The following is a 25,514-nucleotide window of genomic DNA, read 5'->3' on the forward strand; positions in this document are numbered from 1 at the left end:
CCGAAGGCTCCGGAAGCCTCGAAAGCTCCGGAAGCTTCGAAGGCACCATCGCGGGAGCGTGACCGTTGTCCCGCAAGGGGCGAGCCGGCCCCCGAGGGGACCCCCGCCCCGGAGGGTCGCCCCGCTCACCGATAAACACGGCGTTAGCCAATTGGCACTCCGCTTGACCGAGTGCTAATCGTCGTCCTAGTCTCGGGCCTGGCACTCCCCACTGGAGAGTGCCAATAGCGACGGGCAGGTCCGGCACCCGCGACGACGGATCCACCTGGTCGCCACCTCAGACAGTTAACCCCGTGAGATCTCCGAAGGGGGAGGTCGGATCGTGACGACCACCAGCTCCAAGGTTGCCATCAAGCCGCTCGAGGACCGCATTGTGGTCCAGCCGCTCGACGCCGAGCAGACCACGGCCTCTGGCCTGGTCATCCCGGACACCGCGAAGGAGAAGCCCCAGGAGGGCGCCGTCCTCGCCGTGGGCCCGGGCCGCTTCGAGAACGGCGAGCGCCTTCCGCTCGACGTGAAGGTCGGCGATGTCGTGCTGTACAGCAAGTACGGCGGCACCGAGGTGAAGTACAACGGCGACGAGTACCTCGTCCTCTCGGCCCGCGACGTGCTCGCGATCGTCGAGAAGTAGTCACCTCGAAGCGAATGCTTTGAAGAGCTGCGCCCCTGGCCACCCCGCTGATGCCGGGCGGCGAGGGGCGCGGCTTCGTTTTTGACCCAGTTTTCCGAGAGGGCTGAACCGCTCCCATGGCGAAGATCCTGAAGTTCGACGAGGACGCCCGTCGCGCCCTCGAGCGCGGCGTCAACAAGCTTGCCGACACGGTCAAGGTGACGATCGGCCCCCGCGGCCGCAACGTCGTCATCGACAAGAAGTTCGGCGCCCCCACGATCACCAACGACGGTGTCACCATCGCCCGCGAGGTCGAGGTCGAGGACCCGTACGAGAACCTCGGCGCCCAGCTGGTGAAGGAGGTGGCGACCAAGACCAACGACATCGCGGGTGACGGCACCACCACCGCCACCGTGCTCGCCCAGGCCCTGGTCAAGGAGGGCCTGCGCAACGTCGCCGCCGGTGCCTCCCCGGCCGCCCTGAAGAAGGGCATCGACGCCGCGGTCAAGGCCGTGTCCGAGGACCTCCTCGCCACCGCCCGTCCGATCGACGAGAAGTCGGACATCGCCGCCGTCGCCGGTCTCTCCGCCCAGGACACGCAGGTCGGCGAGCTCATCGCCGAGGCGATGGACAAGGTCGGCAAGGACGGTGTCATCACCGTCGAGGAGTCCAACACCTTCGGTCTGGAGCTGGACTTCACCGAGGGCATGGCCTTCGACAAGGGCTACCTGTCGCCGTACTTCGTGACGGACCAGGAGCGCATGGAGGCCGTCCTCGAGGACCCGTACATCCTCATCCACCAGGGCAAGATCTCCTCGATCCAGGACCTGCTGCCGCTGCTCGAGAAGGTCATCCAGGCCGGCTCCTCGAAGCCGCTGCTGATCATCGCCGAGGACGTCGAGGGCGAGGCGCTCTCCACCCTCGTCGTCAACAAGATCCGCGGCACCTTCAACGCGGTGGCCGTCAAGGCCCCCGGCTTCGGCGACCGCCGCAAGGCGATGCTCGGCGACATGGCCGCCCTCACCGGCGGCACCGTCATCGCCGAGGAGGTCGGCCTCAAGCTCGACCAGGTCGGCCTGGACGTGCTCGGCACCGCCCGCCGCGTGACCATCACCAAGGACGACACGACCATCGTCGACGGCGGCGGCAACGCCGGTGACGTCGAGGGCCGCGTCAACCAGATCAAGGCCGAGATCGAGGCCACGGACTCCGACTGGGACCGCGAGAAGCTCCAGGAGCGCCTCGCGAAGCTGGCCGGCGGCGTGTGCGTCATCAAGGTCGGCGCCGCCACCGAGGTGGAGCTGAAGGAGAAGAAGCACCGTCTGGAGGACGCCATCTCCGCGACCCGCGCCGCGGTCGAGGAGGGCATCGTCTCCGGTGGTGGCTCCGCGCTCGTCCACGCCGCGAAGGTCCTCGAGGGCTCCCTCGGCAAGGAGGGCGACGAGGCCACCGGTGTCGCCGTCGTCCGCCGCGCCGTCGTCGAGCCGCTGCGCTGGATCGCCGAGAACGCCGGCCTCGAGGGCTACGTCATCACCTCCAAGGTGGCGGAGCTCGACAAGGGCTTCGGCTTCAACGCCGCCACCGGCGAGTACGGCGACCTGGTCAAGGCCGGCGTCATCGACCCGGTCAAGGTGACCCGCTCCGCCCTGGAGAACGCCGCGTCCATCGCCTCCCTGCTCCTCACGACCGAGACCCTGGTCGTCGAGAAGCCGGCCGAGGAAGAGGCCGAGGCCGGTCACGGCCACGGTCACGGGCACGCCCACTGACCCACGGGTTCAGCGACGAGGCCCGGCGCCCCTTCGGGGGTGCCGGGCCTCGGTGCGTCGGTCAACGTCCTTACCGGGGGCCGTACTTGCGCCCCGTACGCGAAGTGATCCCGCCGATCAGCGCCCTCGGCGTCACCTTCACCACGCCCATCATCGCCTTGTACCGCGGGTCCGGGATGGACAGGGACTTGCCGCGGGCCAGGTCGGAGAGGGCCGCCGCGACCAGCTTGTCGGCGTCGAGCCACATCCACTTGGGGATGTTGTCCGTGCCCATGCCGGCCCGCTGGTGGAACTCCGTACGGACGAGGCCGGGGCACAGCGCCATCAGCCGCACCCCGGAGTCCGCCAGGTCCTTCGCCGCGCCCTGGGTGAACTGCACGACCCAGGCTTTCGATGCGCCGTACGTGCCGCGCGGCACGAACGCCGCCACCGACGCCACGTTCACCACCCCGCCGCGCCCGCGCGGCCGCATCGACTCGATGGCCGCCGTCGTCAGCCGCAGCACCGCCTCGCAGTGCACCTTGAGCATCGTCAGCTCGTCGGCCATCGGCACTTCCAGGTAGCGGCCCTTGTTGCCGAAGCCGGCGTTGTTGACCAGCAGGTCGACCGGGTTCCTGGGGTCGGACAAACGCTCCTCGACGGCGGCGATGCCCTCGTCCGTGGCGAGGTCGGCGGTCAGCACCTCCGCCTCGATGCCGTGCCGGTCGTGCAGCTCGGTCGCCTGCTCCCGCAGCCGCTTCGTGTCGCGCGCCACCAGGACGAGGTTGTGTCCGTCGGCGGCCAGGCGGCGCGCGAAGGCGGCGCCGATACCGGCCGTGGATCCCGTAATCAGAGCCGTAGTCATGCGCCCAGGCTAATGACTGGACGGTGACGCAGGGTCAACCAGCCTGCTGGGCGACGTACTTACGGGCGTCCGCGAGGGTCTCCGGGTGCAGCGCGTCCCCCGCCGCGAGCATCCGCGGCAACAGCGTCCGCTCCGTGGTGATCGCCCGGAACTGCAGGGCGACGGTGACCTCGTGGTCCGGCCGGTGCACGATCTCGACGGCGTCGCCCTCCTGGATGTCGCCCGGCTCGACGACCCTGAAGTAGGCCCCGGGAACGCCTTCTTGAGTGAATCGCCGCACCCACCCCCGCTCACCCAGGTGCCCCTGGAACGTACGGCAGGGAATGCGCCCACTGGTCACCTCGAGCACCAGCTCGGAGCCGACCCGCCAGCGCTCACCGATCTTCGCGCCGCTCACGTCGAGCCCGATGGTGGTGAGGTTCTCGCCGAAGGAGCCGTTGGCGAGCGACCGCCCGAGCAGTCGCTCCCACGCGTCGAGATCCTCGCGCGCGTACGCGTAGACGGCCTGGTCGTCGCCGCCGTGCACCCGGCGGAAACAGACGTCGTCCCCGGCGAGGCCGCTGCCGGCGACGCCCTTCGGTCCGGGGGCGGAGACATGCACGCGGTCCGCCGTCGGCTGCTTGTCGATGCCGGTGGTCCCCGAGGGGGCGTCGGTGTGTGCGGAGGAGGTGGCCCGGCCCAGGTTCACGGAGAGGAGCTTCATAGAGGCAGGCTAGGCGAGCAGGCTCAAAGCGGCGACGTGATATTTCGCGCCTTGCCCAAGGCTCACTTATGCTCAAGGGGTGATCGAAGCCCGCCATCTCCGTGTCCTGCGCGCCGTGGCCGCCACCGGTTCCTTCTCGGCGGCCGCCCGTGAGCTGGGCTGCACCCAGCCCGCGGTGAGCCAGCAGATGAAGGCCCTGGAGACCTCGGCGGGCACCCCGCTGCTGATCCGCACGGGCCGCGAGATGCGGCTCACGCAGGCGGGCGAGGCCCTCGTCCGGCACGCCGCGGGGATCCTGGCCGGGCTGACCGCGGCCGAGGAGGAGGTCGCGGCCATCGCCGGCCTGCGCGCGGGCCGGGTCCGCCTCGTCTCCTTCCCCAGCGGCAGCTCGACGCTGGTCCCGAGCGCCCTGGCCGCGCTGCGCGCCGCCCACCCCGGCACCCGCGTCTCCCTCGTGGAGGCCGAACCGCCGCGCTCGGTCGAGATGCTGCGCGAGGGCGACTGCGACGTGACCCTCGCCTTCCGTTACGAGCGCGCCGACGGCACCTGCGCCGAGGAGTGGGACGACCTCGTGGTGCGCCCGCTGCTCGCGGACCGGCTCGTCGGCCTGGTGCCCGAGGGCCACCGCCTCGCCAAGGCGGACTCGGTGACCATCGGGGAACTCGCCGACGAGCCGTGGATCGCGGGCTGCCCCCGCTGCCGCCGCCAGCTGGTCGAGGTCTGCGAGAGTGCAGGCTTCACGCCCCGCATCGACTTCGCGACCGACGACTACCCGGCGGTGATCGGCCTGGTGGGCGCGGGTCTCGGGGTCGCCGTCCTGCCGGAGCTCGCCATCGAGTCCGTACGGCCCAAGGGGGCCCTCGCGGTGACGGTGGAGCCGGCGGTGCAGCGGGAGATCGTCGCCCTCACGCTGCCCGATCTGGCCCAGGTGCCGGCCGTGGCCGCGACGCTCGACCACCTCGCCCGCGCCGCCGCCCGCTGACCCGGAGAGCCGGCGGAAGCCCGCCGTGACCGGCCGTTAGAAGAATCGTTCCTTCAGTTACGTGACAAGGCGCTGCCACTGGACGCGGAGGCCGTGACGAGCCGGTTGCGGGCGCGCCCCATGAGCTCTTCGCGCTCGTCCTCGGTGAGCCCGCCCCACACTCCGTAGGGCTCGCGTACCGCCAGTGCGTGCGCGGCGCACTCCGCCCGTACCGGGCACCTCATGCAGACCTCTTTGGCCGAGTTCTCGCGAGCGCTCCGCGCCGCTCCGCGCTCGCCCTCCGGGTGGAAGAAGAGCGAGCTGTCGACCCCGCGGCAGGCCGCGAGGAGCTGCCAGTCCCAGAGATCTGCGTTCGGTCCGGGAAGGCGGGAGAAATCTGCCATTGCTTGTCTCCTGGTAGCCGTTCTGACGCGGATACGGTGCCCACGACCGTACATCTACTATCTAAGGAGATGAAAATATGACTCATTGCGAATCTAGCCACAGACACCAGCAAAAGGGAAGAAAAAGGGCTAAATGGGGCATAGCTTGTGATGAAACCTTGAGGGTCTCTTGCGCTGTCTGCACTGTGTCCGCGCCCTCACGTAGAGTGCCGAAGGCGGCCGCCCGACCCGTAACTCTTTCGAGTGACCATCGTTGAGAGTGCGGAGGCGGTTGAAAGAACAAGCGCTCGGGCAGGTGTCCGAGAGCGTCAACCGCACAGGTGACGAATAAGTACAGCCTGGAGGCTCAAGGTGACGCGCATCAGCTGCGGAGGGCGGCCATGACATCCGTCCTCGTCTGCGACGACTCCCCGCTTGCCCGAGAGGCGCTCCGCCGCGCGGTCGCGACCGTGCCCGGCGTCGAGCGCGTGACGACGGCGGCCAACGGCGAGGAAGTCCTCCGCCGCTGGGGCGCCGACCGCTCGGACCTGATTCTGATGGACGTACGCATGCCCGGACTGGGCGGCGTGGAGACCGTTCGGCGGCTGCTCTCCGCCGACCCCGGTGCGCGGATCATCATGCTCACCGTCGCCGAGGACCTGGACGGGGTCGCGCTCGCGGTCGCCGCCGGGGCCCGCGGCTATCTGCACAAGGACGCCTCGCGTGCGGAGCTGCGGGCGACCGTGACGCAGGCGCTCGCCGACCCCACCTGGCGGCTGGCCCCGAGGCGGCTGCGGTCCGCCGAGATGGGGGCCGCTCCCACGCTCACCGCGCGGGAGATCCAGGTGCTCGAGGGCATGAGCCACGGCCGGTCCAACGCCGAGATCGGGCGTGAGCTTTTTCTCTCCGAGGACACGGTCAAGACGCACGCCCGGCGGCTGTTCAAGAAGCTCGGCGCCTCGGACCGTGCGCACGCCGTGGCGCTCGGATTCCGCTGGGGCCTGGTCCGCTAGGTGTGTCGCAGCGGGGGCTCGGCGATCCCCGCCCGCCGCGTGCTGGTGGGCGGGGCGACGGACGCCCGCTCCTTGTTTCGCCGCCGATGCCGCATCCTTGAGGTGTGGAGTTCCTCGGGGACGAGTCGGTCGAGCGGGAGGGGGAGGCGCACAGGATGAGTTCTGGCGCACCTACTCATAACGCTTCGGTGCACAACTACGGACGCGGTGCCACGGATCAATCGGCGCCAAGGCACCATGGACCGATGCGCGATGACAAGACGACGGTGATCGGTGCCCTCGTCCTTCGCGCCGTGGAGGGCGACGAGCAGGCCACGCACGATCTCCTGGCCCACGTCCACCCCCTCGCGCTGCGCTACTGCCGTACCCGGCTGTCCCGACTCCCGGGCGACGCGCGGCACTTCGTGGAGGACCTGGCGCAGGAAGTGTGCGTCGCGGTCCTCCTCGCGCTGCCGCGCTACAAGGACACCGGCCGGCCCTTCGAGGCGTTCGTCTTCGCGATCGCCGCGCACAAGGTCGCGGATCTGCAGCGGGCGGCGATGCGGCACCCCGGGTCCACGGCGGTGCCTTCGGACGAGATGCCCGAGCGGCCGGACGACTCGCTCGGCCCGGAGGAGCGGGCGCTGCTGAGCAGTGACGCCGAGTGGGCCAAGAAGCTCCTCGCCAACCTTCCGGAGAACCAGCGCGAGCTGCTGCTGCTCCGGATCGCCGTCGGCCTCACCGCCGAGGAGACCGGGCAGATGCTGGGGATGTCCCCGGGCGCGGTGCGGGTGGCCCAGCACCGGGCGCTGAGCAGGCTGCGGGCCCTGGCCGAGCAGTAGCCGGGCGGAGCGGCCGGGCAGTGGCGGTCGAGAGCGGTTCCGGGCGCGCGTACGACGGCTTCGTTGCCGTACGAACGTACAAAGCTTGTCGATGATCTTGCCCGTGGAATGAGACACCCTCGGATCCCGTTAGCATGGACATCCGCACCGATCAAGGCCATTTGGGGAAGGTGTCATGACTGCAAACGTCGACGGAGTGCCCGAGAAATTCGCGACACTCGGGCTGACCTACGACGACGTGCTGCTGCTGCCCGGCGCGTCCGACATGGCGCCGGACCAGATCGACACCTCCTCGTACATCTCGAAGAACGTGCGGGTGAACGTCCCGCTGCTGTCCGCGGCGATGGACAAGGTCACCGAGTCCCGCATGGCGATCGCCATGGCGCGGCAGGGCGGCGTCGGTGTGCTGCACCGCAACCTCTCGATCGCCGACCAGGCGAACCAGGTCGACCTGGTGAAGCGCTCCGAGTCCGGCATGGTCACGGACCCGATCACGGTGCATCCGGACGCGACGCTGGCCGAGGCCGACGCGATCTGCGCCAAGTTCCGCATCAGCGGCGTCCCGGTGACGGACGGCGCGGGCAAGCTGCTCGGCATCGTCACCAACCGTGACATGGCCTTCGAGACCGACCGCAGCCGTCAGGTGCGCGAGGTCATGACGCCGATGCCGCTGGTCACCGGCAAGGTGGGCATCAGCGGTGTGGACGCCATGGAACTGCTGCGGCGGCACAAGATCGAGAAGCTGCCGCTCGTCGATGACGCGGGTGTCCTCAAGGGCCTCATCACCGTCAAGGACTTCGTCAAGGCCGAGAAGTACCCGAACGCGGCGAAGGACGCCGAGGGGCGGCTGCTCGTCGGTGCCGCCGTGGGTGTGGCCGGGGACGCCTTCGAGCGGGCCCAGGCGCTGATCGAGGCGGGCGTCGACTTCATCGTCGTCGACACCGCGCACGGCCACTCCCGGCTGGTCGGCGACATGGTCGCCAAGATCAAGTCCAATGCGAGCGGTGTCGACGTCATCGGCGGCAACATCGCCACCCGGGACGGCGCGCAGGCGCTCATCGACTCCGGTGTCGACGGCATCAAGGTCGGTGTCGGGCCGGGCTCCATCTGCACCACGCGCGTGGTCGCCGGCATCGGCGTCCCGCAGGTGACGGCCATCTACGAGGCGTCGCTCGCCGCCAAGGAGGCGGGTGTCCCCGTCATCGGCGACGGTGGCCTGCAGTACTCGGGCGACATCGCCAAGGCACTCGTCGCCGGTGCGGACACGGTCATGCTGGGCTCGCTGCTCGCGGGCTGCGAGGAGTCGCCCGGCGAGCTGCTCTTCATCAACGGCAAGCAGTTCAAGTCGTACCGGGGCATGGGCTCGCTCGGCGCCATGCAGTCGCGCGGCGAGCAGAAGTCCTTCTCCAAGGACCGGTACTTCCAGGAGGGTGTCGCCTCCGACGAGAAGCTGGTGCCCGAGGGCATCGAGGGCCAGGTGCCCTACCGGGGTCCGCTGTCGGCCGTCGTCCACCAACTGGTGGGCGGGCTGCGTCAGTCGATGTTCTATGTGGGCGGCCGGACCGTTCCGGAGCTTCAGACGAACGGCCGCTTCGTACGGATCACCTCGGCGGGTCTCAAGGAGAGCCACCCGCACGACATCCAGATGACGACAGAGGCGCCGAACTACAGCCGTAAGTAGCCGCAAGTAACCGTCTGAGCGGTGCAGGGGCGGCCCCGGAGTTCCCGGGGCCGCCCCTTCCTCGTGCGTCGGGGATACTGGACGGGCAGACCAAGAGGGAAAGGCCCCACAAGTGACTGAGATCGAGATCGGGCGCGGCAAGCGCGGCCGCCGGGCGTACGCCTTCGACGACATCGCCGTCGTACCGAGTCGGCGTACCCGCGACCCGAAAGAGGTCTCGATCGCCTGGCAGATCGACGCCTACCGCTTCGAGCTGCCCTTCCTGGCGGCCCCGATGGACTCCGTCGTCTCGCCGCAGACCGCGATCCGCATCGGCGAGCTGGGCGGCCTCGGCGTCCTGAACCTGGAAGGGCTCTGGACCCGGTACGAGGACCCGCAGCCGCTGCTCGACGAGATCGCGGAGCTCGACGCCGAGACCGCGACCCGCCGCCTCCAGGAGATCTACGCGGCTCCCATCAAGGAGGAGCTGATCGGGCAGCGCATCAAGGAGGTGCGCGACTCCGGTGTGGTCACCGCCGCCGCGCTCTCCCCGCAGCGCACCGCCCAGTTCTCCAAGGCCGTCGTCGACGCGGGCGTGGACATCTTCGTCATCCGCGGCACGACGGTCTCGGCCGAGCACGTCTCCGGCGCCGCCGAGCCGCTGAACCTGAAGCAGTTCATCTACGAGCTGGACGTGCCGGTCATCGTCGGCGGCTGCGCCACGTACACGGCCGCCCTGCACCTGATGCGCACGGGCGCGGCCGGTGTGCTGGTGGGCTTCGGCGGCGGCGCCGCGCACACGACGCGGAACGTGCTCGGCATCCAGGTGCCCATGGCGACGGCCGTGGCTGATGTGGCGGCTGCTCGCCGTGACTACATGGACGAGTCCGGCGGCCGGTACGTGCACGTCATCGCGGACGGCGGCGTGGGCTGGTCCGGCGACCTGCCGAAGGCGATCGCCTGCGGCGCGGACTCGGTGATGATGGGCTCCCCGCTGGCCCGCGCCACGGACGCGCCCGGCAAGGGCCACCACTGGGGCATGGAGGCCGTCCACGAGGACGTGCCGCGCGGCAAGAAGGTCGACCTCGGCACGGTCGGCACGACGGAGGAGATCCTGACCGGTCCCTCGCACATCCCGGACGGCTCGATGAACTTCTTCGGGGCGCTGCGCCGGGCCATGGCCACGACCGGCTACAGCGAGCTCAAGGAGTTCCAGCGGGTCGAGGTGACGGTGGCGGACGCGCAGCACAAGCGGTGAGGTAACGCTGCGCTCGGCTTGAGCGGATATGCGGAAAAAGGGGTTGGGCCCACCTTCTGGTGGGCCCAACCCCATTCTGCGTGTTCTGCGGCGGTGCCTAGTCGGCGGCCCGCTTGGCCGCGGCGAAGGCGGAGACTCCGCCCAGGGCGAGGAAGACGAAGGTGAGGGCGTCCTTCTCGTGCTTCCACACCTGGTTGACCCAGTCGAAGTGGTCGGTGAGTACCTCGAAGAACGACACGTTGAGTTCGTCGCCTATCACCATCGCGCAGCCGGTGAGCTGGCCCAGGTACACGGCGGCCACGGCGGCCAGGGCGCTGACGACCTGTACCGCGACGTTGCGTCCGCCCAGCTTGCCCGCGGCGAAGCCGATGACGGCGCCGACGCCGAAGGCCGCGTAGCCGATCTCGTGGTCGACGGCCTTCATGATGGCGCCGTAGATGCCCGCCGTGACGAACAGCAGGACGATGGCGACGCCGATGCCGAGGCCCACGTTGCCGGTGCGGGCTGCCGCGGGGTGCGGAGGCAGCGGGAAGCCGCCCTGCTGGGGCGGTTGCTGCGGGAACTGGCCGTATGGCTGCTGCCCGTACGGCTGCTGGGGCTGCTGGCCGTATGGCTGCTGCGGTGGCTGGGTCATGCGTGTCCCCCTGGGGTGTGAACCGCCGCACTGATGTGCGGCAGAAAGGCCGCACGGTAGCAGTCGGGGCTGACGATCCCAGGGGGAATTCGCGAAGGTTCAGAGGCGGTGGGCCGCGCCTGCCGGGGTTGCGCCTCTTGTGTCCAGGAGGAGTTGGGCTTTTACCGCCAGGCCCTGGAGGTCGTATGTGCGGTGGTGCTGGAGCAGGATCGTCAGGTCGGCGTCGGCGGCGGCCTCGTAGAGGGAGTCTGCGCGGGGGACCGGGTGGCCGACGATGCTCCAGGTCGGCACGTAGGGGTCGTGGTAGCTGACGGTGGCGCCCATCTGCATGAGGCGGGTGGCGATCTCCTGGGCGGGGGCGCCCTGTTGGTCGGCGAGGTCGGGCTTGTAGGTGACGCCGAGGAGGAGGACGCGGGCGCCGCGGGCGGACTTGCCGTGTTCGTTGAGGAGGGTCGCCGAGCGCTGGATGACGTACTGGGGCATGCGGTCGTTGACCTGGGCGGCCAGTTCGACCATGCGCAGGGGGCGGGTCCCGCGCGCGGGGCCCGGGATGTCGAGGGGGACGCCGTGGCCGCCGACGCCGGGGCCGGGGCGGAACGCCTGGAAGCCGAAGGGCTTGGTCTCGGCGCAGCGGATGACGTCCCACAGGTCGATGCCGAGGTCGTGGCAGAGCACCGCCATCTCGTTGACCAGGGCCATGTTCACGTGCCGGTAGTTGGTTTCGAGGAGGTGGACCGTTTCGGCTTCGCGCGGCCCGCGCGCGCGGACCACCTTGTCGGTGAGGCGGCCGTAGAAGGCGGCGGCCGACTCGGTGCAGGCGGGGGTGAGGCCGCCGATCACCTTGGGAGTGACCGCGTAGCCGTGGGTGCGGCTGCCCGGGTCGAGGCGGCCGGGGGAGTGCGCGAGGTGGAAGTCGCGGCCCGCGCGCAGGCCGGAACCCTCTTCGAGGAGGGGGCGGAGGAATTCCTCCGTGGTGCCCGGGTAGACGGGGGATTCGAGGATCACCGTGGTGTGCGGGCGCAGTCGTGCGGCGAGGGCGCGGGCGGCGTCGGCCACTTGGCTCAGGTCGAGGGTGCGGTCCGCCGCCGGTGGGGCGGGGGCACAGATGACGGCGGTGCGGACCCGGCCGAGTTCGACGGGGTTGGCGGTCGGCCGGAAGCCCCCCGAGAGCATCCGGCGGACGTCGGCGGCGGTGAGGGTGCCCTCGGCGCCGCCGTCGCTGGGGAGGCGGCCGCCGGCGAGGTCGGTGGCGCGGCTCGGGTCGTAGCCGACGGTGGCGATGTTGGCGGCGACAGCGGCATGCGCGAGGGGCAGGCCGAGGTGGCCGAGTCCGATGACGGCGAGATCTGCGGGCATGGCGGTGGGCCGTCCTTCCCAGTAGCCGGAGCGGGACGTGGGCGCAAGCCCTGTGGACAAGGTGGGCGAGCGCAATGTCAGACTAGGAGTAAATATGACCGATTTGCGGCATTGCCCTGCTCCCGACCTCGGAGTGTTGTCCACAGGTGGCGCCGGAGGGGAGCGAGGTCGAGAAGAATCTGGGCATGATGTGAGCGCGACCACAGCCGATCGCATACGGGAGGCAGCGGTGAGGACAGCAACTCTGGGGCCGGCGGAGCGTGCCGAGTCACTGGCGTCGATGGCCGAGCGGGAGCTTGACGTCCTGGTCGTGGGCGCGGGCGTGGTCGGTGCGGGCACCGCCCTCGATGCCGTGACCCGCGGTCTGTCCACCGGGATCGTGGAGGCGCGGGACTGGGCTTCGGGCACGTCGAGCCGGTCCAGCAAGCTGATCCACGGCGGCCTGCGCTATCTGGAGATGCTGGACTTCGCGCTCGTGCGGGAGGCGCTGAAGGAGCGGGGGCTGCTGTTGGAACGGCTCGCGCCGCATCTCGTGAAGCCCGTGCCCTTCCTGTATCCGCTGCAGCACCAGGGCTGGGAGCGGCTGTACGCGGGATCGGGCGTCGCGCTGTACGACGCGATGTCGATGTCCAAGGGGCATGGGCGCGGGCTGCCCATGCACCGCCACCTGACGCGGAAGCACGCGCTGCGGGTCGCGCCCTGCCTGAAGAAGGACGCGCTGGTGGGGGCGCTGCAGTACTACGACGCCCAGATGGACGACGCCCGCTATGTCGCGACGCTGGTGCGCACGGCGGCGGCGTACGGCGCGAAGGCCGCCAACCGCGCGCGCGTGACCGGCTTTCTGCGGGAGGGCGAGCGGGTCGTCGGGGCCCGGGTGCAGGACGTGGAGGGCGGCGGAGAGTACGAGATCCGCGCCAAACAGATCGTGAACGCGACGGGGGTGTGGACCGACGACACCCAGGCGATGGTCGGCGAGCGCGGGCAGTTCCACGTCCGGGCCTCCAAGGGCATCCACCTCGTCGTGCCGAAGGACCGGATCAGCTCCTCGACCGGACTGATCCTGCGGACCGAGAAGAGCGTCCTGTTCGTCATCCCCTGGGGGCGGCACTGGATCGTGGGCACCACTGATACCGACTGGGATCTGGACAAGGCGCACCCGGCCGCCTCCAGCGCGGACATCGACTATCTCCTGGAGCATGTGAACTCCGTGCTGGCGGTGCCCCTTTCACGGGATGACGTGCAGGGGGTGTACGCGGGGCTTCGGCCGCTGCTCGCCGGGGAGTCGGACGCGACCAGCAAGCTGTCCCGGGAGCACACCGTGGCGCACCCGGCGCCGGGGCTCGTCGTGGTCGCGGGCGGCAAGTACACGACGTACCGCGTGATGGCCAAGGACGCGGTGGACGAGGCGGTGCACGGCCTGGACCAGCGCGTCGCCGACTGCGTCACGGAGGACATCCCGCTCGTCGGCGCCGAGGGCTACAAGGCGCTGTGGAACGCGCGCGCGAGGATCGCCGCCCGGACAGGGCTTCATGTGGTGCGTGTGGAGCACCTGTTGAACCGGTACGGCGCGCTGGCGGAGGAGGTGCTCGAACTCATCGCCAAGGACCCCACGCTCGGGGAGCCGATGCCGGCCGCCGACGACTACCTCCGCGCCGAGGTGGTGTACGCGGCGTCGCACGAGGGCGCCCGGCACCTGGACGACGTCCTGACGCGGCGCACGCGCATCTCGATCGAGACCTTCGACCGCGGTACGCGCAGCGCGCGGGAGTGCGCGGAGCTGATGGCGCCCGTGCTCGGCTGGGACAAGGACCAGATCGAGCGCGAAGTGCAGCACTACGAGAAGCGGGTGGAGGCCGAGCGCGAGTCCCAGCGGCAGCCGGACGACCTGACGGCGGACGCGGCGCGGCTCGGGGCGCCGGACATCGTGCCGCTGTCGTAAGACCCGTGGGCTGCAGGGACGGAGGGTTCCTCGGGAGGGAGAACTCGGCTTGGGTGAAGGGGGGTTAAGGAGCGACGGAGCGCTCGGCCGGGGTCAACGCCCGCCAGGTGTCGGTTGTGTGCGGGTTCTCGTGGGGGACTGAGGACCCGCGGCGACGACCGGTCCTCGCGTGAGGGACAATGAAGGCTCTGTCAGGGCGGGTTGCGCGGGTCGCAGCGGTAGCAAGCAGAGGGGACGCATGTCGGACGCGGAGCAGACGGGTGAGGCCCGTCAGGACAAGAGCGAACGTCTCCTCTCCGGGCGCTACCGGCTGGGAGAAGTGCTCGGCCGCGGCGGCATGGGCACGGTCTGGCGCGCGAAGGACGAGACGCTCGGCCGTACGGTCGCCGTCAAGGAACTGCGCTTCCCCTCCAGCATCGACGAGGACGAGAAGCGGCGCCTGATCACGCGTACGTTGCGCGAGGCCAAGGCGATCGCCCGGATCCGCAACACCAGCGCGGTCACCGTGTACGACGTGGTCGACGAGGACGACCGGCCGTGGATCGTGATGGAGCTCGTCGAGGGCAAGTCGCTCGCCGAGGCCATCCGGGAGGACGGCACGCTGACGCCCCGGCGGGCCGCCGAGGTGGGCCTCGCGATCCTCGACGTGCTGCGCTCGGCGCACCGCGAGGGGATCCTGCACCGCGACGTGAAGCCGTCGAACGTGCTGATCGCCGAGGACGGGCGCGTCGTGCTCACGGACTTCGGCATCGCCCAGGTCGAGGGCGACCCGTCGATCACGTCCACGGGCATGCTCGTCGGTGCCCCCTCGTACATCTCGCCGGAGCGGGCGCGCGGGCACAAGCCCGGCCCCGCGGCGGACCTGTGGTCGCTGGGCGGCCTGCTGTACGCGGCGGTCGAGGGCGTGCCCCCGTACGACAAGGGTTCGGCCATCGCGACGCTCACCGCGGTGATGACCGAGCCGGTCGAACGGCCGGAGAGCGCGGGCCCGTTGCTGGAGAAGGTCATCTACGGCCTGCTCGCCAAGGACCCGGAGCAGCGGCTCGACGACGCCGGGGCGCGGGCGCTCCTCACGGAGGTGCTGCACGCTCCCGAGCCGCGTGCGGCCGAGCCGGTCGAGGCGACGAAGGTCGTGCCGCTGCCGCCGGTTCCGGGCGGTTCGGGTTCTGGTTCCGGTGGTTCGGGCGGCTCCTTTGGGGGCGGCAAGGGCGAGGAGGCGGCGGAGCGGCTTCGCGGGGCGTTCCGGTCGGTGCGGAAGAAGGCGGCTGCCGCGGCGGCGGGTTCGGCCGCCGGGGTCAAGGCAGTTGGCGCGAAGGGCGCCGGGGCGAAGGTCGCTGGTGCCAAGGCGGCGGGCGCCAAGGGTGCTGCTGCGCAGGACGGTGCGGGGCAGGCCGCTGGTGCGAAGGCCGATGCGGATGCCGGGAGCGGTGGCTCGGTCGGTGCCAAGGGGGCGGCTGCTGAGGGGGCCGCGGGTGGCGCCGGGGTGGCCGAGGCGGCGAAGGCGGGTCGGCAGGCCGGGGCCGGGGCTGGTCGGCAGACGGCTGAGGCCGGGCAGGCAGAGGTCGGGACGAAGGCGGCCGGGACGAAGGCGGCCGGGGCCGGTGCGGTGCCGCCTGTGCCGTCGGCTTCGCCCTCGGCCGCGGGCGCGGGTGCCTCGTCGGCCGGGTCGGCGGCGGGGACAACTGGTGGGGCGAAGACGGGAGTCGCGGCGACGACTCCGATGCCGGCCCGGCCGGGCGGGCCGCCCAAGGCGTCGCTCACCGATGTGGTGCCGCGCCGGACGCTGGTGATCGTGTCCGTGGTGGTCGCGCTGGCCGTGCTCGGTACGGTCCTCGCGATCGCCCTGAGCGGTGGCGACAACTCCGGCAAGGACAGCAAGGGCGGCGACAAGACCGCGTCGAGCGGGGCCGCCGGGGGCGACGGCAAGGACAAGGACCCGGCCAAGGGTGACGGTTCCGGCAAGGGCGACGGACAGGGCACGCAGCCGGACGAGGGTAAGGGCGAGGGTTCCGGGGCCGGGCAGGACGATCCGGCGAAGAACGGCGGCGACAAGGGCAAGGGCAAGGATTCGGACGACGGCGCCGCATCCACGTACAAGCACGGTCAGGGCTTCTCGATCGGGCTGCCCAAGGGCTGGAAGTACGGCTCGACCGGCGCGTCGGGTGCCCGCTTCACCGGGCCCAACGGGCAGAAGCTGCTGGTGGGTTGGACGCACACGCCCAAGGACGACCCGGTGGCGGACTGGAAGAGTCAGGAGTCGTACATGCGCAGGGCGCAGTATGACCGGATTCGGATAGAGAAGGTGGACTTCCGGGGCTGGAACACGGCGGACTGGGAGTTCACCTACGTCGAGGGAGGCACGAAGTACCGGTCGATAGACAGGGGCTTCGTCGTCAACGACGGGCTCGGCTACGGAATGATGTACACGGCCAAGGCCGACGACTGGGGGAGCAAGGACCGGCGGGCGACCTGGAAGACGCTCACCCGGACCTTCAAGCCGAAGTCCTGAATGCTGTTCGCCTTCGGCACGTATCGTGAGTGCCTGCGGACTATGCGCAGCCGGACCGGAAATGACGTCTGGCGTATCCGCAACAGGCCCTTGAGCGAACGGAATTGACCACCGGCGGGACGGGGGAGGCGTCGTGGACGAATACGCGGGACGGGTTCTCGCCGACCGCTACCGGCTGCCGCTGCCGCCCGCGGAGGAGCACGAGTTCGCGGACACGTTCGCGGAGACGCGGGCCTTCGACACGTACAGCGGCCAGGAAGTCCTGGTCAGACAGGTGCCGTTGCCGGAGACGGTCGAGGCCGAGGTGCTCGACGCGGAGGAGTGGGCCGGTCCTGGCGCGGTGGCCATCGCGACGCCGCAGCGGGGGCAGGGGCGCGGCTTCGAGCGGGGCTCCGGGCGGGCCGGGCAGTCGACGCGCAGGCCCACGGATCCGGCGGTGCGGCGCGCGATGGAGGCCGCACAGGCGGCGGCGCAGATCCCCGATCATCCGCGGCTCGACCAGGTCTTCGATGTGTTCGCGGAGGACGGTTCGCTGTGGATCGTCAGCGAGTTGGTGTCGGCACGGCCGCTGTCCGCGCTCCTCGAGGACCAGCCGCTGACCCCGTACCGCGCGGCCGAGATCGCGGCGGACGTCCTGACGGCGCTGCGGGCGCTGCACGCGCACGGCTGGGTGCACCGGAACATCACCACGCGCACGGTGCTGGTCTGCGACGACGGCCGGGTCATGCTGACGGGGCTGGCCGTGGGGGCGGCGGAGGAGGCGTTGTGCGGGTATGACCCGCGGCCGGAGGAGCAGGGGGAGTACGGGGAGCAGGGGGCGGCGGGGGAAGTCGAGGGCGGCGAAGGAGTCGGGGGCAGCGAGGGAGTCGGGGGCAGCGAGGGAGTTGGGGGCGGGGGATCTGGGGCGGGGGCTCCGGAGGTCTTGGAGGGGGCGCGTGAGCCCAGGGCCGAACTGGAGTACAGGGATCGGGAGTCTGGGGAGTCTCGGGAGGGGCACGGGACCCGGGAGGCCCGGGAGAACCGGGGGAACCGGGAGGCTCAAGAGGGCCGGGAGCCGCGGGTGTTGCCCGGTGGGGCCATAGCGGCGTACCAGGCGGGGACGAGGGCCGCTGCTCGGGTGCGTGAGGAGCGGGCGGACGAGGGGCTTGACGGGGGGCGGGAGCGGGGCCGTGACCACGGCCAGGAGCAGGAGCAGGAGCAGGGGCAGGGGCAGGGGCAGGATCGGGATGAGGGCGGCGTCGACGGTGGTGCCAACAGTGGGCGGATAGCCGACCCCTACGGGGTGCGGGGCCGCAGCGGCCGGAGCAGCCGTGGCACGTGGCACGGGGCCGTTCCCCGCCCCGGTGTCGGGGGGATCGCCGACTGGCGGGCGGGACAGGGGCCGTTGCGGGGCGGTGGGGCGGCCGGACTCGAGGGTGCTCGTGGGGTGTTGAACGAGCGGGGGTTGCCGGACGGCTTCGATGTGCGGGCGGTTGAGGGGCCGGGTGGGGCCGAGGGCGCGGACGGGACGGCGGGGGACGAGAGCGGGTACGGGGGTGAGTTCGGGTCCGACTTCGAGGACGGGCCGGGGTTCGAGGACGGGCTGGACCGCGAGTTGGACCGCGAGTCCCGGTACCGCGGGTATGAGCCGGAGGCCACGTACGACCGTGAAGCCTCGTACGGTCGCGAAGGCTCGTACGACCATGAAGCCTCCTTCGGCCGCGGAGCCTCCTTCGACGCCGAGTCGGAGTACGCGCCTGCCGGTGCCGCCGATCTTGAGCGTTCGCGCTGGACGCAGGGCGGGGGCGCTCGTGCCGTGGACGCCGAGACCGGGGTGGAGCTCGTCAAGGCCGGGTCCGGGGCCGGTACCCGTAGCGGTGGGTGGGATGAGGGAGCGGCCTCCGGTGGGGCCCGGCGTGGGCCCGGGACCGCGCTCGCCGCCGAGCGGGCGCGGCAGGCGCGGATGGCCGTCGTGGGACCCGTCACCGAGCGGTGGGCGCCCGAGCAGGCCGGGCCCGTGCACGCCAACTGGCAGTTGGCGGCGCCCATCGGGCCCGCCACCGACCTCTGGGCCCTGGGCGCGCTGCTGTTCCGTGCCGTGCAGGGGCACGCCCCGTACCCGGAGGACAGCACCACCGAGCTGGTGCAGATGGTCTGCGCCGAGCCGCCCGCGTTCGCCGAGGAGTGCGGGCCGCTGCGGCCCGTCGTGGAGTCGCTGCTGCGCCAGGACCCCACCGATCGGCTCGACTTCGAGGAACTGCGCGGCTGGCTGCGGTCGTTGGTGCGGTCCGCGCCCGAGCCGGAGGCGGGGGCGGACGTCGTGCCCGCGCCGCCGTTCGACGCGCGCCGGCTGCCCATCGTGCGGCGCCGCGGTGAGATCGTCCGCAGACGGTGGCGTCGCGGGGCCTCGGCCTCGGCGGCCAACGGGCACGGGCGGCACAAGCGCGGTCGCGGTGAGGGGGCTTCGCTCGCTGCGGAGGGGAGGTCTGTCGAGGATCGGTTCGCCGAGGGCCGGTTCGTCGAGGGCCGGTTCGCCGAAGGGCGGGCCACCGACGCCGTACGCGTGCCGAAGCAGGCCAAGGAGCGGAGGCCGCAGAAGGTTCAGAAGGCGCAGAAGACCCAGAAGGCGCCGAAGCCGTCCCGGGCTCCCAAGCCCGCGAAGGTGCCGCGCGCGCCCCGGCCCGCCAGAGCGCCCAAACCGCCCAAGTCGCCCAGGTCACCCAGGGTTTCCGCCTCCATGGGCAGCGCCGGGGTGGTCACGGGCGCGGGGCCCCGGGGTGCGGCGCGCGGGCCCAGGTCGCTCGGGCGGCTGCTGTTGATCGCCGTCCTGGTGGGGCTCGTCGCCGCGGTGGCGTACGCGATGCTCTTCATGCCCAAGAGCGGTGGCTCGGACGACAAGGGCGCGGGCGGCGGGCAGACCGGTGCGGCGGGCGAGGTCAGCCAGGCGCCGGGCGACAAGGAGCCGACCGCCGGGTCCAGCCACGACGACAAGCCCGGCGGCAAGCCCACCGACAAGCCCAGCGAGAAGCCGGAGAAGAGTCCTGGCTCCGAGGAGCCGCAGACCACCGCGCCCGAGGTGCCGCAGGGCTTCACGCTCCGCAAGGACCCCGAGGGGTTCCAGGTCGCCGTCGCGCGCGGCTGGGACCGCCAGCCCAAGAACGGGCGGGGGCAGGTCCGTTACACCCACGGCTCCTTCGAGCTCCTCGTCGTGCCCGGCCGTGACGGCACGGACGAGTACGGCACGGACCCCATGAAGTACCAGAAGGAGAACGAGAGGGAGCTGCAGCCCTACCGCGACTCTTCCTGGGCCACCGTCGGCGGGCTCCGCAGCATCGATGTGGGCGGGCGCGCCATGGCCGAGGGGCAGTACACCTGGCAGGGGCCCGACGGCGGCGACATCTTCGTGCGCAACGTCGCGATGGTTGTCGGCGACTCGTACCACGTCGTGCAGGTGCGCGGGCCCGAGGCCGAGCGGGACGAGGTGGACCGGCTGTACGAGGCTGCGCAGAACTCGTACCGCGCGAAGGGTTGATGGCTCGGACGAAGGGCTGAGGGCTCGGACGAAGGGCTGAGGGCCGACCCGGGCGAAAGATCGACGCTGCCCGCGCCCGGCGCAAGGCGGCGCTCCGTGGCGGACCCTTCGTACACCGGGGAACACCCCGTCCATACGCGTCATGCGTCACAGAGCGGTCTCCATGCACCCCCGCTGGTTCCCTGAGAGGTCACCGCTCCCTAACCTTGGCCTGTCAAGACCATTGCGGGGGAACGTGAATCAGATGCAGGGCCTGCTCCTCGCGGGCCGCTACCGACTCGGTGAGTCCATCGGCCGCGGTGGCATGGGACGGGTGTGGCGCGCGCAGGACGAAGTGCTGCACCGGGCCGTCGCGGTCAAGGAACTGACGGCCGCGCAGTACGTGCAGGAGGCCGACCGCGCGGTCCTGCTCGCACGCACCCAGACCGAGGCGCGCGCCGCCGCCCGGATCAACCACCCCGCCGTCGTGACCGTCCACGACGTCCTGGAGCACGACGACCGGCCGTGGATCGTGATGGAGCTGGTGGAGGGCCCCTCCCTCGCGGACGCCGTGCGCGACGACGGCCGGGTCGAGCCCGCCGAGGCCGCCCGCATCGGCCTCTGGGTGCTGCGGGCCCTGCGCGCCGCGCACACCGCCGGGGTGCTGCACCGGGACGTGAAGCCCGGCAATGTCCTTCTCTCGCGCGATCGCCGCGTGCTGCTCACCGACTTCGGGATCGCCCAGGTCGAGGGCGACTCGACGATCACGCGGACCGGCGAGATCGTCGGCTCCGTCGACTACCTGGCGCCCGAGCGGGTCAGCGGCGCGGCCCCCGGGCCCGCTTCCGACCTGTGGGCGCTGGGCGCCACGCTGTACACGGCGGTGGAGGGCAACTCGCCGTTCCGGCGCACCTCTCCGCTCGGCACGATGCAGGCCGTCGTCACGGAGGAGCCCGCGCCGCCGGAGCACGCGGGCGCGCTCGGGCCCGTCATCATGGCGCTGCTCGCCAAGGACCCTGCCGTGCGGCCCAGCGCCGACGAGGCCGAGCAGATGCTGGCCGAGGCCGCGGAGGGGCGCCGTCCCGACGCGGCGCAGGCGTACGTGCCGACGCGGGTGCACACGCCGACGCAGTCGGTCTCCGCGTCCGTGTCGCCGGTCGGCGCCACACCGTTCCCGTCGGCCCACCCCCACCGGTCCGACACCGTCGTACGCGGCAGCGCCCTGCCCGAGCCGTCCGCGAAGCCGCGCCGCCGCTGGCCCGCCGTCGTCCTGGTGGCCGTCCTGGCCGCGCTGCTCGGCGGCGGTGGCGCCGTGGCGTATCTCCAGTACCAGGACCGGGACAAGGGTTCCGGGCAGTCGCAGGGGGGCACGGGGACGAACGACCCGGGGAAGGGCGGCGAGGGGCAGATCCCCGCAGGCTGGGTGCGCAAGCACGACGCCGAGGGCTTCAGCCTCATGATGCCCAAGGGCTGGCAGCGCGAGATGGACGGCAACCAGATCGACTACACGCCGGACGGAGGGCGGCGCTTCGTGCGCATCGCCATCGACCGCAAGCCGCAGTTCGAGTCCCCGTACACGCACCAGGTGGCCCTGGAGAAGGGCCTGCGGGGCAAGCTGCCGCAGTACAAGCGGCTCCAGCTGAACTCGAACACCTTCCGTGACCAGAAGGGCGCCCTCTGGGAGTTCAGCTGGACCGCGGGCGCGAACGACACGACGGCGGGCCCCCGATACGCCATCGAGCAGACGTACTTCAGCAGTGACGGCGTCGAGTACGCGGTCTATCTGTCGGGTCCCGCGGCGGAGCGCGACAAGATGCGGGGACAGTTCGACGCGATGCTGCGCAGCTGGCGGGAGCGGTGACGGTACGGGCCTGATACCTGGCCCTGACACCTGGCCCTGACACCTGGGCCAGATCCCTGGGCCTGATCCCGTCCCCGTACCGGAACCAGTCGCCTTCCTTCGCACATGTGTGGGGCATGATGGCCGCATGGGGAGCCTGGGAGGTCACGCTGGTGGGGGCAACGGCCGTGTCATAGCAGGCCGTTACCACCTCGAGGCGCGCCTTGGCCGGGGCGGCATGGGGGTCGTCTGGCGCGCCACCGACCGTTTGCTCGGGCGTCGGGTCGCGGTGAAGGAACTCGTGCTCGACGAGACGCTGTCCGACGCCGAGGCCACCCTGCAGCGGGAGCGGACCCTGCGCGAGGCGCGGGCCGTCGCGCAGCTGCGGCATCCGCACATCATCGTGGTCCACGACGTGGTGGTGCAGGACGACCACCCGTACATCGTCATGGAGTTCATCGACGGGGACTCGCTCGCGGTGCGCATCTCGCGGACCGGGCCGCTGGACCCGCGCGAGGTCGCACGGATCGGCCTCGACCTGCTCGGCGCCCTGCGCACCGCGCACGCCGCCGGGGTGCTGCACCGCGACCTCAAGCCCGCCAACGTCCTCGTGGAGGAGGCCAGCGGCCGCGTCGTGCTCACGGACTTCGGGATCGCGCAGGTCACCGGGGCGACGACGCTCACGGAGATCGGCTCGTTCGTCGGCTCGCCCGAGTACACCGCGCCGGAGCGGATGGCGGGGGAGCGGACCGGGCCCGAGTCCGACCTGTGGTCGCTCGGCGCGCTCCTGGTGACCGCGCTGACCGGGGAGTCGCCGTTCAGGCGGGACTCGATCGGCGGGGTGCTGCACGCCGTCGTCTACGACGAGATACGCCCGCCCGCCGTCGTCGAGCCGCTGCTGCCCGTCGTCCTGGGCCTGCTCGAACGCGACCCGGACCTGCGCCTGGACGTGGTCGCGGCGGAGCGGCTGCTGCGCGCGTACGTCGAGACGGGCAGCATGCCGGGGGCCGCCGGGCCGGGAGGCGGACCGAAGGGTGGTCCGAGGGGCGGGGCCAGGGGCGGGGCCAGGGGAGGGGCCAGGGGCGGGCGCACGCCCGCGTACTCGCCGACGGTGCGGTCCGTGCCCGCGCGGCCCGTCCCGACGCACGGCGCCCCCGCCCCCGCCGCCGCTTCCCGGCGCGGCCGCACCGCGCTGATCGCCGCGGCCCTGGTGGCGGCGGTGGCCGGGGGCGGGGTGGCCGCCGCGCTGCTCCTCGGCCGGGACGGCAACGGCGGCGGAGCGCCCACGACTTCGGCCCCCACGCCCCCGTCCGCGACGACGAACGGGCCGCGCCCCACGCCCACCGTGACGGTCACCAAGGGCACCCGTACGCCCCGGCCCAGCACACCCGAGGCACCGGACGGCTACCGGGTGGCGCAGGACCCCGAGGGCTTCATGCTCGCCGTGCCGAAAGGTTTCACGCGCGAGAAGCAGGGGCCGCGGACCTTCTACGTCTCGCCGGACGGAGCCTTCCGCATCGGCGTCAAGGAGGCCGCGCCCCAGCCTGGCGGCCCCCTCGCCGTGCAGCGCCGCTCGGCCGCCAAGGGGCCCGCGAACAACCCGGGCTACCGCGGCGGCTCGGTCACCCAGACCACGCACAACGGCAGGCCCGCCGCGCTGTGGGAGTTCAGCTGGGACGGCTTCACGGAGAAGGAGGGCGCCCGGCACACGGTCGACCTGTGCTGGCAGGAGGGTGGCCGGATGTATGACGTGTGGGTGTCGGCGCCGGTCGGGAAGGCGGCTGAGGGGCGGCGGTATTTCGACACGGCGGTGGACTCGTTCGTACGGGGGTGAGGGGGGCGCCTTTCGTACGGGAGTGGGGCGCCGTGCGTGACGGGGACGGGGAGTCTTCCGTACGGGGACTGGGCACTGAGCGAAGGTACGCAGGGGGTCACAAATCCGATACCCGGGTGGAACCCGAGCCGCCCCGCACGGTAGGCATGGGGTCATGAGTGACAACGGGGGAACCTCCTATGGCCCGAACGACCCGACGACTTTCGGCCTGCAGCCGCCGCGGCGGCCGGACGCACCGGGCGCACCGGGACAGGGCGGACAGCCCGCCGCTCCCACCCCGCCCCCGTCGCCGTACGCGCAGCCGACGCAGGTCGTGCCGAACCAGTCGCATCAGCCCCACCAGCCGAGCGGGCCGTCCGTACCCGACCCGGGCGCGGGCCGTCTGATCGCGGGCCGCTACCGGCTCCTCAGCAAGCTCGGCCACGGCGGCATGGGCACCGTCTGGCGGGCCAAGGACGAGACGGTGGACCGCGAGGTCGCGGTCAAGGAGCCCCGGGTCCCCGACCACCTCCCCGAGCGGGAGCGGACCAACGCCTTCGAGCGGATGCGCCGCGAGGCCCGTGCGGCGGCCCGGCTCGACCACCCGGCGGTGGTGAACGTCCACGACGTCGCGGTCGAGGACGGACAGCCCTGGATCGTCATGGAGTTCGTGCAGGGACGTTCGCTCGGCGACGCGCTCCAGGAGGGCACGCTGAGCGCCCGCGAGGCCGCGCGCGTGGGCCTGGAGGTCCTGAACGCCCTGGACGCCGCGCACCAGGCGGGCATCCTGCACCGCGACGTGAAGCCGGACAACGTGATGCTCGGCCGCCACGACCGCGTCGTCCTCACCGACTTCGGCATCGCGCAGATCGAGGGCGAGACGAACCTGACGGACACGGGCGGCTTCGTCGGCTCGCCCGAATTCATCGCGCCGGAGCGGGTGTTGGGGCAGCGTCCCGGGCCGGCTTCTGATCTGTGGTCGCTGGGTGTGGTTCTTTACGCGGCCACGGAGGGCGTCTCGCCTTTCCGCCGCAGCAATACGCCCGCGACGCTCCAGTCGGTCCTGAACGCGACGCCCGCGGCGCCGGCGACCGCGACGGGGCCGCTGGCCGACGCGATCAACGGCTTGCTGGCGAAGGACCCGGCGCACCGGCCGAACGCGGCGCAGGTGCGGGGGCTGTTGGAGGAGGCGGTCAAGCCACCGCAGCAGCTGGCGGCCACGCAGTTCGCGCCGCTCGCCGGTGCCGACGGATCCGTGAGCCCCGCGGGCGCCAAGGGTGGCGTCACCGTCAGCCGCAAGGCGCTGCTCGGGATAGGGGCGGCGGTTGTCGCCGTGGTGGTGGCCGGGGTGCTGGTGGTGGCGAACCCCTTCAAGGGGGACGAGGAGCTGGCGGGGGGTCTCACCGACCATCAGGTCAAGGAGCTGGGGGCGACGGTGACGGCACCCACCGGGTACAAGGAGTCCAAGCCCGGTGACGACGCCCTCAAGACGGACCACTGGGTCCAGTACACCGACGCGAGCGGCAGCATCTGGGTGAGCCTCTCCCTCGACAAGAAGGCGGAGGACAGCGGCAGTGAGATCGCCGGATCGGCCGCCGCCGAGATGTACGAGGACGACGCGGACTTCAAGGAGACGGGCGACAGCAACATCGGCATGGATGCCGGTGCCAAGACCAAGCCCGAGGACACCAAGTACAAGGGCGAGAAGGCAGCCCTGAACACGGCGGTCTACCAGACCACCGACAGCCAGGACCCCCGCCCCCGCGAACTCCAGGTCCTCTACTACAAGACCAAGTCGGGCGACATGTACCGGTTGATGATCGGCTACCCCGGCAAGGGCGACTTCACCGAGCGCGGCCGCGACGTCGCCAAGGCCGCCATCGACAACCTGGACATCACGAAGCTCTAACCGGA

The 25,514-nt window shown here is 71.5% G+C and carries 18 protein-coding genes; 13 read left to right on the top strand and 5 right to left on the bottom strand.

The genetic code is table 11. From position 1 onward, the window contains the following. Window positions 1–322: 322 nt before the first annotated feature. Window positions 323–631 (top strand): co-chaperone GroES, encoded by a 309-nt coding sequence (gene groES / locus ACQB60_RS35410; RefSeq protein ID WP_018528412.1) that lies wholly within the window; start codon window positions 323–325, stop codon window positions 629–631. A gap of 116 nt (window positions 632–747) precedes the next feature. Beyond that, entirely contained in the window at window positions 748–2,376 is a 1,629-nt protein-coding gene (gene groL, locus ACQB60_RS35415; RefSeq protein WP_496930221.1) for a chaperonin GroEL, read from the top strand. Window positions 2,377–2,446: 70 nt separating this feature from the next. Here the strand turns inward: groL and ACQB60_RS35420 are convergent, their stop codons facing one another. Beyond that, window positions 2,447–3,220 carry an SDR family NAD(P)-dependent oxidoreductase gene (locus ACQB60_RS35420; protein ID WP_496930222.1) on the bottom strand — a complete coding sequence of 258 codons (774 nt, stop codon included), beginning with the start codon at window positions 3,218–3,220 and terminating at the stop codon, window positions 2,447–2,449. Window positions 3,221–3,254: 34 nt separating this feature from the next. Next, complete coding sequence (locus tag ACQB60_RS35425; protein ID WP_496930223.1) at window positions 3,255–3,923, bottom strand: MOSC domain-containing protein; 669 nt, start codon at window positions 3,921–3,923, stop codon at window positions 3,255–3,257. A gap of 79 nt (window positions 3,924–4,002) precedes the next feature. Here ACQB60_RS35425 and ACQB60_RS35430 point away from each other — a divergent pair, with 79 nt between their 5' ends. Then, window positions 4,003–4,905 carry a LysR family transcriptional regulator gene (locus ACQB60_RS35430; RefSeq protein ID WP_496930224.1) on the top strand — a complete coding sequence of 301 codons (903 nt, stop codon included), beginning with the start codon at window positions 4,003–4,005 and terminating at the stop codon, window positions 4,903–4,905. A gap of 53 nt (window positions 4,906–4,958) precedes the next feature. Here the strand turns inward: ACQB60_RS35430 and ACQB60_RS35435 are convergent, their stop codons facing one another. Next, window positions 4,959–5,288: a WhiB family transcriptional regulator gene (locus ACQB60_RS35435; protein ID WP_384830049.1), complete on the bottom strand. Its 330-nt coding sequence runs from the start codon at window positions 5,286–5,288 to the stop codon at window positions 4,959–4,961. 380 nt (window positions 5,289–5,668) lie between these two features. Here ACQB60_RS35435 and ACQB60_RS35440 point away from each other — a divergent pair, with 380 nt between their 5' ends. The 4 genes from ACQB60_RS35440 to ACQB60_RS35455 all read left to right on the top strand — a co-directional run bounded on the left by ACQB60_RS35440 (window position 5,669) and on the right by ACQB60_RS35455 (window position 10,019). Then, a complete protein-coding gene (locus tag ACQB60_RS35440; protein WP_003948568.1) occupies window positions 5,669–6,280 on the top strand; it encodes a response regulator transcription factor in 612 nt (203 codons plus the stop codon). 245 nt (window positions 6,281–6,525) lie between these two features. After that, window positions 6,526–7,101 carry a sigma-70 family RNA polymerase sigma factor gene (locus ACQB60_RS35445; RefSeq protein ID WP_127909693.1) on the top strand — a complete coding sequence of 192 codons (576 nt, stop codon included), beginning with the start codon at window positions 6,526–6,528 and terminating at the stop codon, window positions 7,099–7,101. 175 nt (window positions 7,102–7,276) lie between these two features. Beyond that, window positions 7,277–8,782, top strand: a complete 1,506-nt coding sequence (gene guaB, locus ACQB60_RS35450; protein ID WP_496930225.1) for an IMP dehydrogenase — start codon at window positions 7,277–7,279, stop codon at window positions 8,780–8,782. A gap of 112 nt (window positions 8,783–8,894) precedes the next feature. Next, window positions 8,895–10,019 (top strand): GuaB3 family IMP dehydrogenase-related protein, encoded by a 1,125-nt coding sequence (locus ACQB60_RS35455; protein ID WP_496930226.1) that lies wholly within the window; start codon window positions 8,895–8,897, stop codon window positions 10,017–10,019. 97 nt (window positions 10,020–10,116) lie between these two features. Here the strand turns inward: ACQB60_RS35455 and ACQB60_RS35460 are convergent, their stop codons facing one another. After that, on the bottom strand, window positions 10,117–10,653 hold the full coding sequence (locus tag ACQB60_RS35460; RefSeq protein WP_496930227.1) for a hypothetical protein: 537 nt from the start codon (window positions 10,651–10,653) through the stop codon (window positions 10,117–10,119). Window positions 10,654–10,752: 99 nt separating this feature from the next. After that, complete coding sequence (locus ACQB60_RS35465; protein ID WP_496930228.1) at window positions 10,753–12,009, bottom strand: nucleotide sugar dehydrogenase; 1,257 nt, start codon at window positions 12,007–12,009, stop codon at window positions 10,753–10,755. A gap of 229 nt (window positions 12,010–12,238) precedes the next feature. Here ACQB60_RS35465 and ACQB60_RS35470 point away from each other — a divergent pair, with 229 nt between their 5' ends. The 6 genes from ACQB60_RS35470 to ACQB60_RS35495 all read left to right on the top strand — a co-directional run bounded on the left by ACQB60_RS35470 (window position 12,239) and on the right by ACQB60_RS35495 (window position 25,509). After that, window positions 12,239–13,948 (top strand): glycerol-3-phosphate dehydrogenase/oxidase, encoded by a 1,710-nt coding sequence (locus ACQB60_RS35470; RefSeq protein WP_496930229.1) that lies wholly within the window; start codon window positions 12,239–12,241, stop codon window positions 13,946–13,948. A gap of 238 nt (window positions 13,949–14,186) precedes the next feature. Next, entirely contained in the window at window positions 14,187–16,457 is a 2,271-nt protein-coding gene (locus ACQB60_RS35475; protein WP_496930230.1) for a serine/threonine-protein kinase, read from the top strand. A gap of 133 nt (window positions 16,458–16,590) precedes the next feature. Then, window positions 16,591–19,968, top strand: coding sequence for a serine/threonine kinase C-terminal domain-containing protein (locus ACQB60_RS35480; RefSeq protein WP_496930231.1), 3,378 nt, complete (start codon window positions 16,591–16,593; stop codon window positions 19,966–19,968). A gap of 244 nt (window positions 19,969–20,212) precedes the next feature. Then, complete coding sequence (locus tag ACQB60_RS35485; protein WP_496930232.1) at window positions 20,213–21,808, top strand: serine/threonine-protein kinase; 1,596 nt, start codon at window positions 20,213–20,215, stop codon at window positions 21,806–21,808. Window positions 21,809–21,935: 127 nt separating this feature from the next. Beyond that, window positions 21,936–23,621, top strand: coding sequence for a protein kinase domain-containing protein (locus tag ACQB60_RS35490; protein WP_496930233.1), 1,686 nt, complete (start codon window positions 21,936–21,938; stop codon window positions 23,619–23,621). Window positions 23,622–23,775: 154 nt separating this feature from the next. Continuing rightward, a complete protein-coding gene (locus ACQB60_RS35495; RefSeq protein WP_496930234.1) occupies window positions 23,776–25,509 on the top strand; it encodes a serine/threonine-protein kinase in 1,734 nt (577 codons plus the stop codon). The last annotated feature ends 5 nt before the right edge of the window (window positions 25,510–25,514 follow it).

The sequence above is a fragment of the Streptomyces odontotermitis genome (genome assembly GCF_050510915.1).
Lineage (GTDB): Bacteria > Actinomycetota > Actinomycetes > Streptomycetales > Streptomycetaceae > Streptomyces.

Coding starts and splice junctions, on each gene's coding strand:
- guaB (WP_496930225.1), top strand. CDS start 7,277: ATGACTGCAAACGTCGACGGAGTGCCCGAGAAATTCGCGACACTCGGG.
- ACQB60_RS35420 (WP_496930222.1), bottom strand. CDS start 3,220: ATGACTACGGCTCTGATTACGGGATCCACGGCCGGTATCGGCGCCGCC.
- ACQB60_RS35425 (WP_496930223.1), bottom strand. CDS start 3,923: ATGAAGCTCCTCTCCGTGAACCTGGGCCGGGCCACCTCCTCCGCACAC.
- ACQB60_RS35485 (WP_496930232.1), top strand. CDS start 20,213: ATGCAGGGCCTGCTCCTCGCGGGCCGCTACCGACTCGGTGAGTCCATC.
- ACQB60_RS35490 (WP_496930233.1), top strand. CDS start 21,936: ATGGGGAGCCTGGGAGGTCACGCTGGTGGGGGCAACGGCCGTGTCATA.
- groL (WP_496930221.1), top strand. CDS start 748: ATGGCGAAGATCCTGAAGTTCGACGAGGACGCCCGTCGCGCCCTCGAG.
- ACQB60_RS35475 (WP_496930230.1), top strand. CDS start 14,187: ATGTCGGACGCGGAGCAGACGGGTGAGGCCCGTCAGGACAAGAGCGAA.
- ACQB60_RS35445 (WP_127909693.1), top strand. CDS start 6,526: ATGCGCGATGACAAGACGACGGTGATCGGTGCCCTCGTCCTTCGCGCC.
- ACQB60_RS35435 (WP_384830049.1), bottom strand. CDS start 5,288: ATGGCAGATTTCTCCCGCCTTCCCGGACCGAACGCAGATCTCTGGGAC.
- ACQB60_RS35460 (WP_496930227.1), bottom strand. CDS start 10,653: ATGACCCAGCCACCGCAGCAGCCATACGGCCAGCAGCCCCAGCAGCCG.
- ACQB60_RS35465 (WP_496930228.1), bottom strand. CDS start 12,009: ATGCCCGCAGATCTCGCCGTCATCGGACTCGGCCACCTCGGCCTGCCC.
- ACQB60_RS35495 (WP_496930234.1), top strand. CDS start 23,776: ATGAGTGACAACGGGGGAACCTCCTATGGCCCGAACGACCCGACGACT.
- ACQB60_RS35440 (WP_003948568.1), top strand. CDS start 5,669: ATGACATCCGTCCTCGTCTGCGACGACTCCCCGCTTGCCCGAGAGGCG.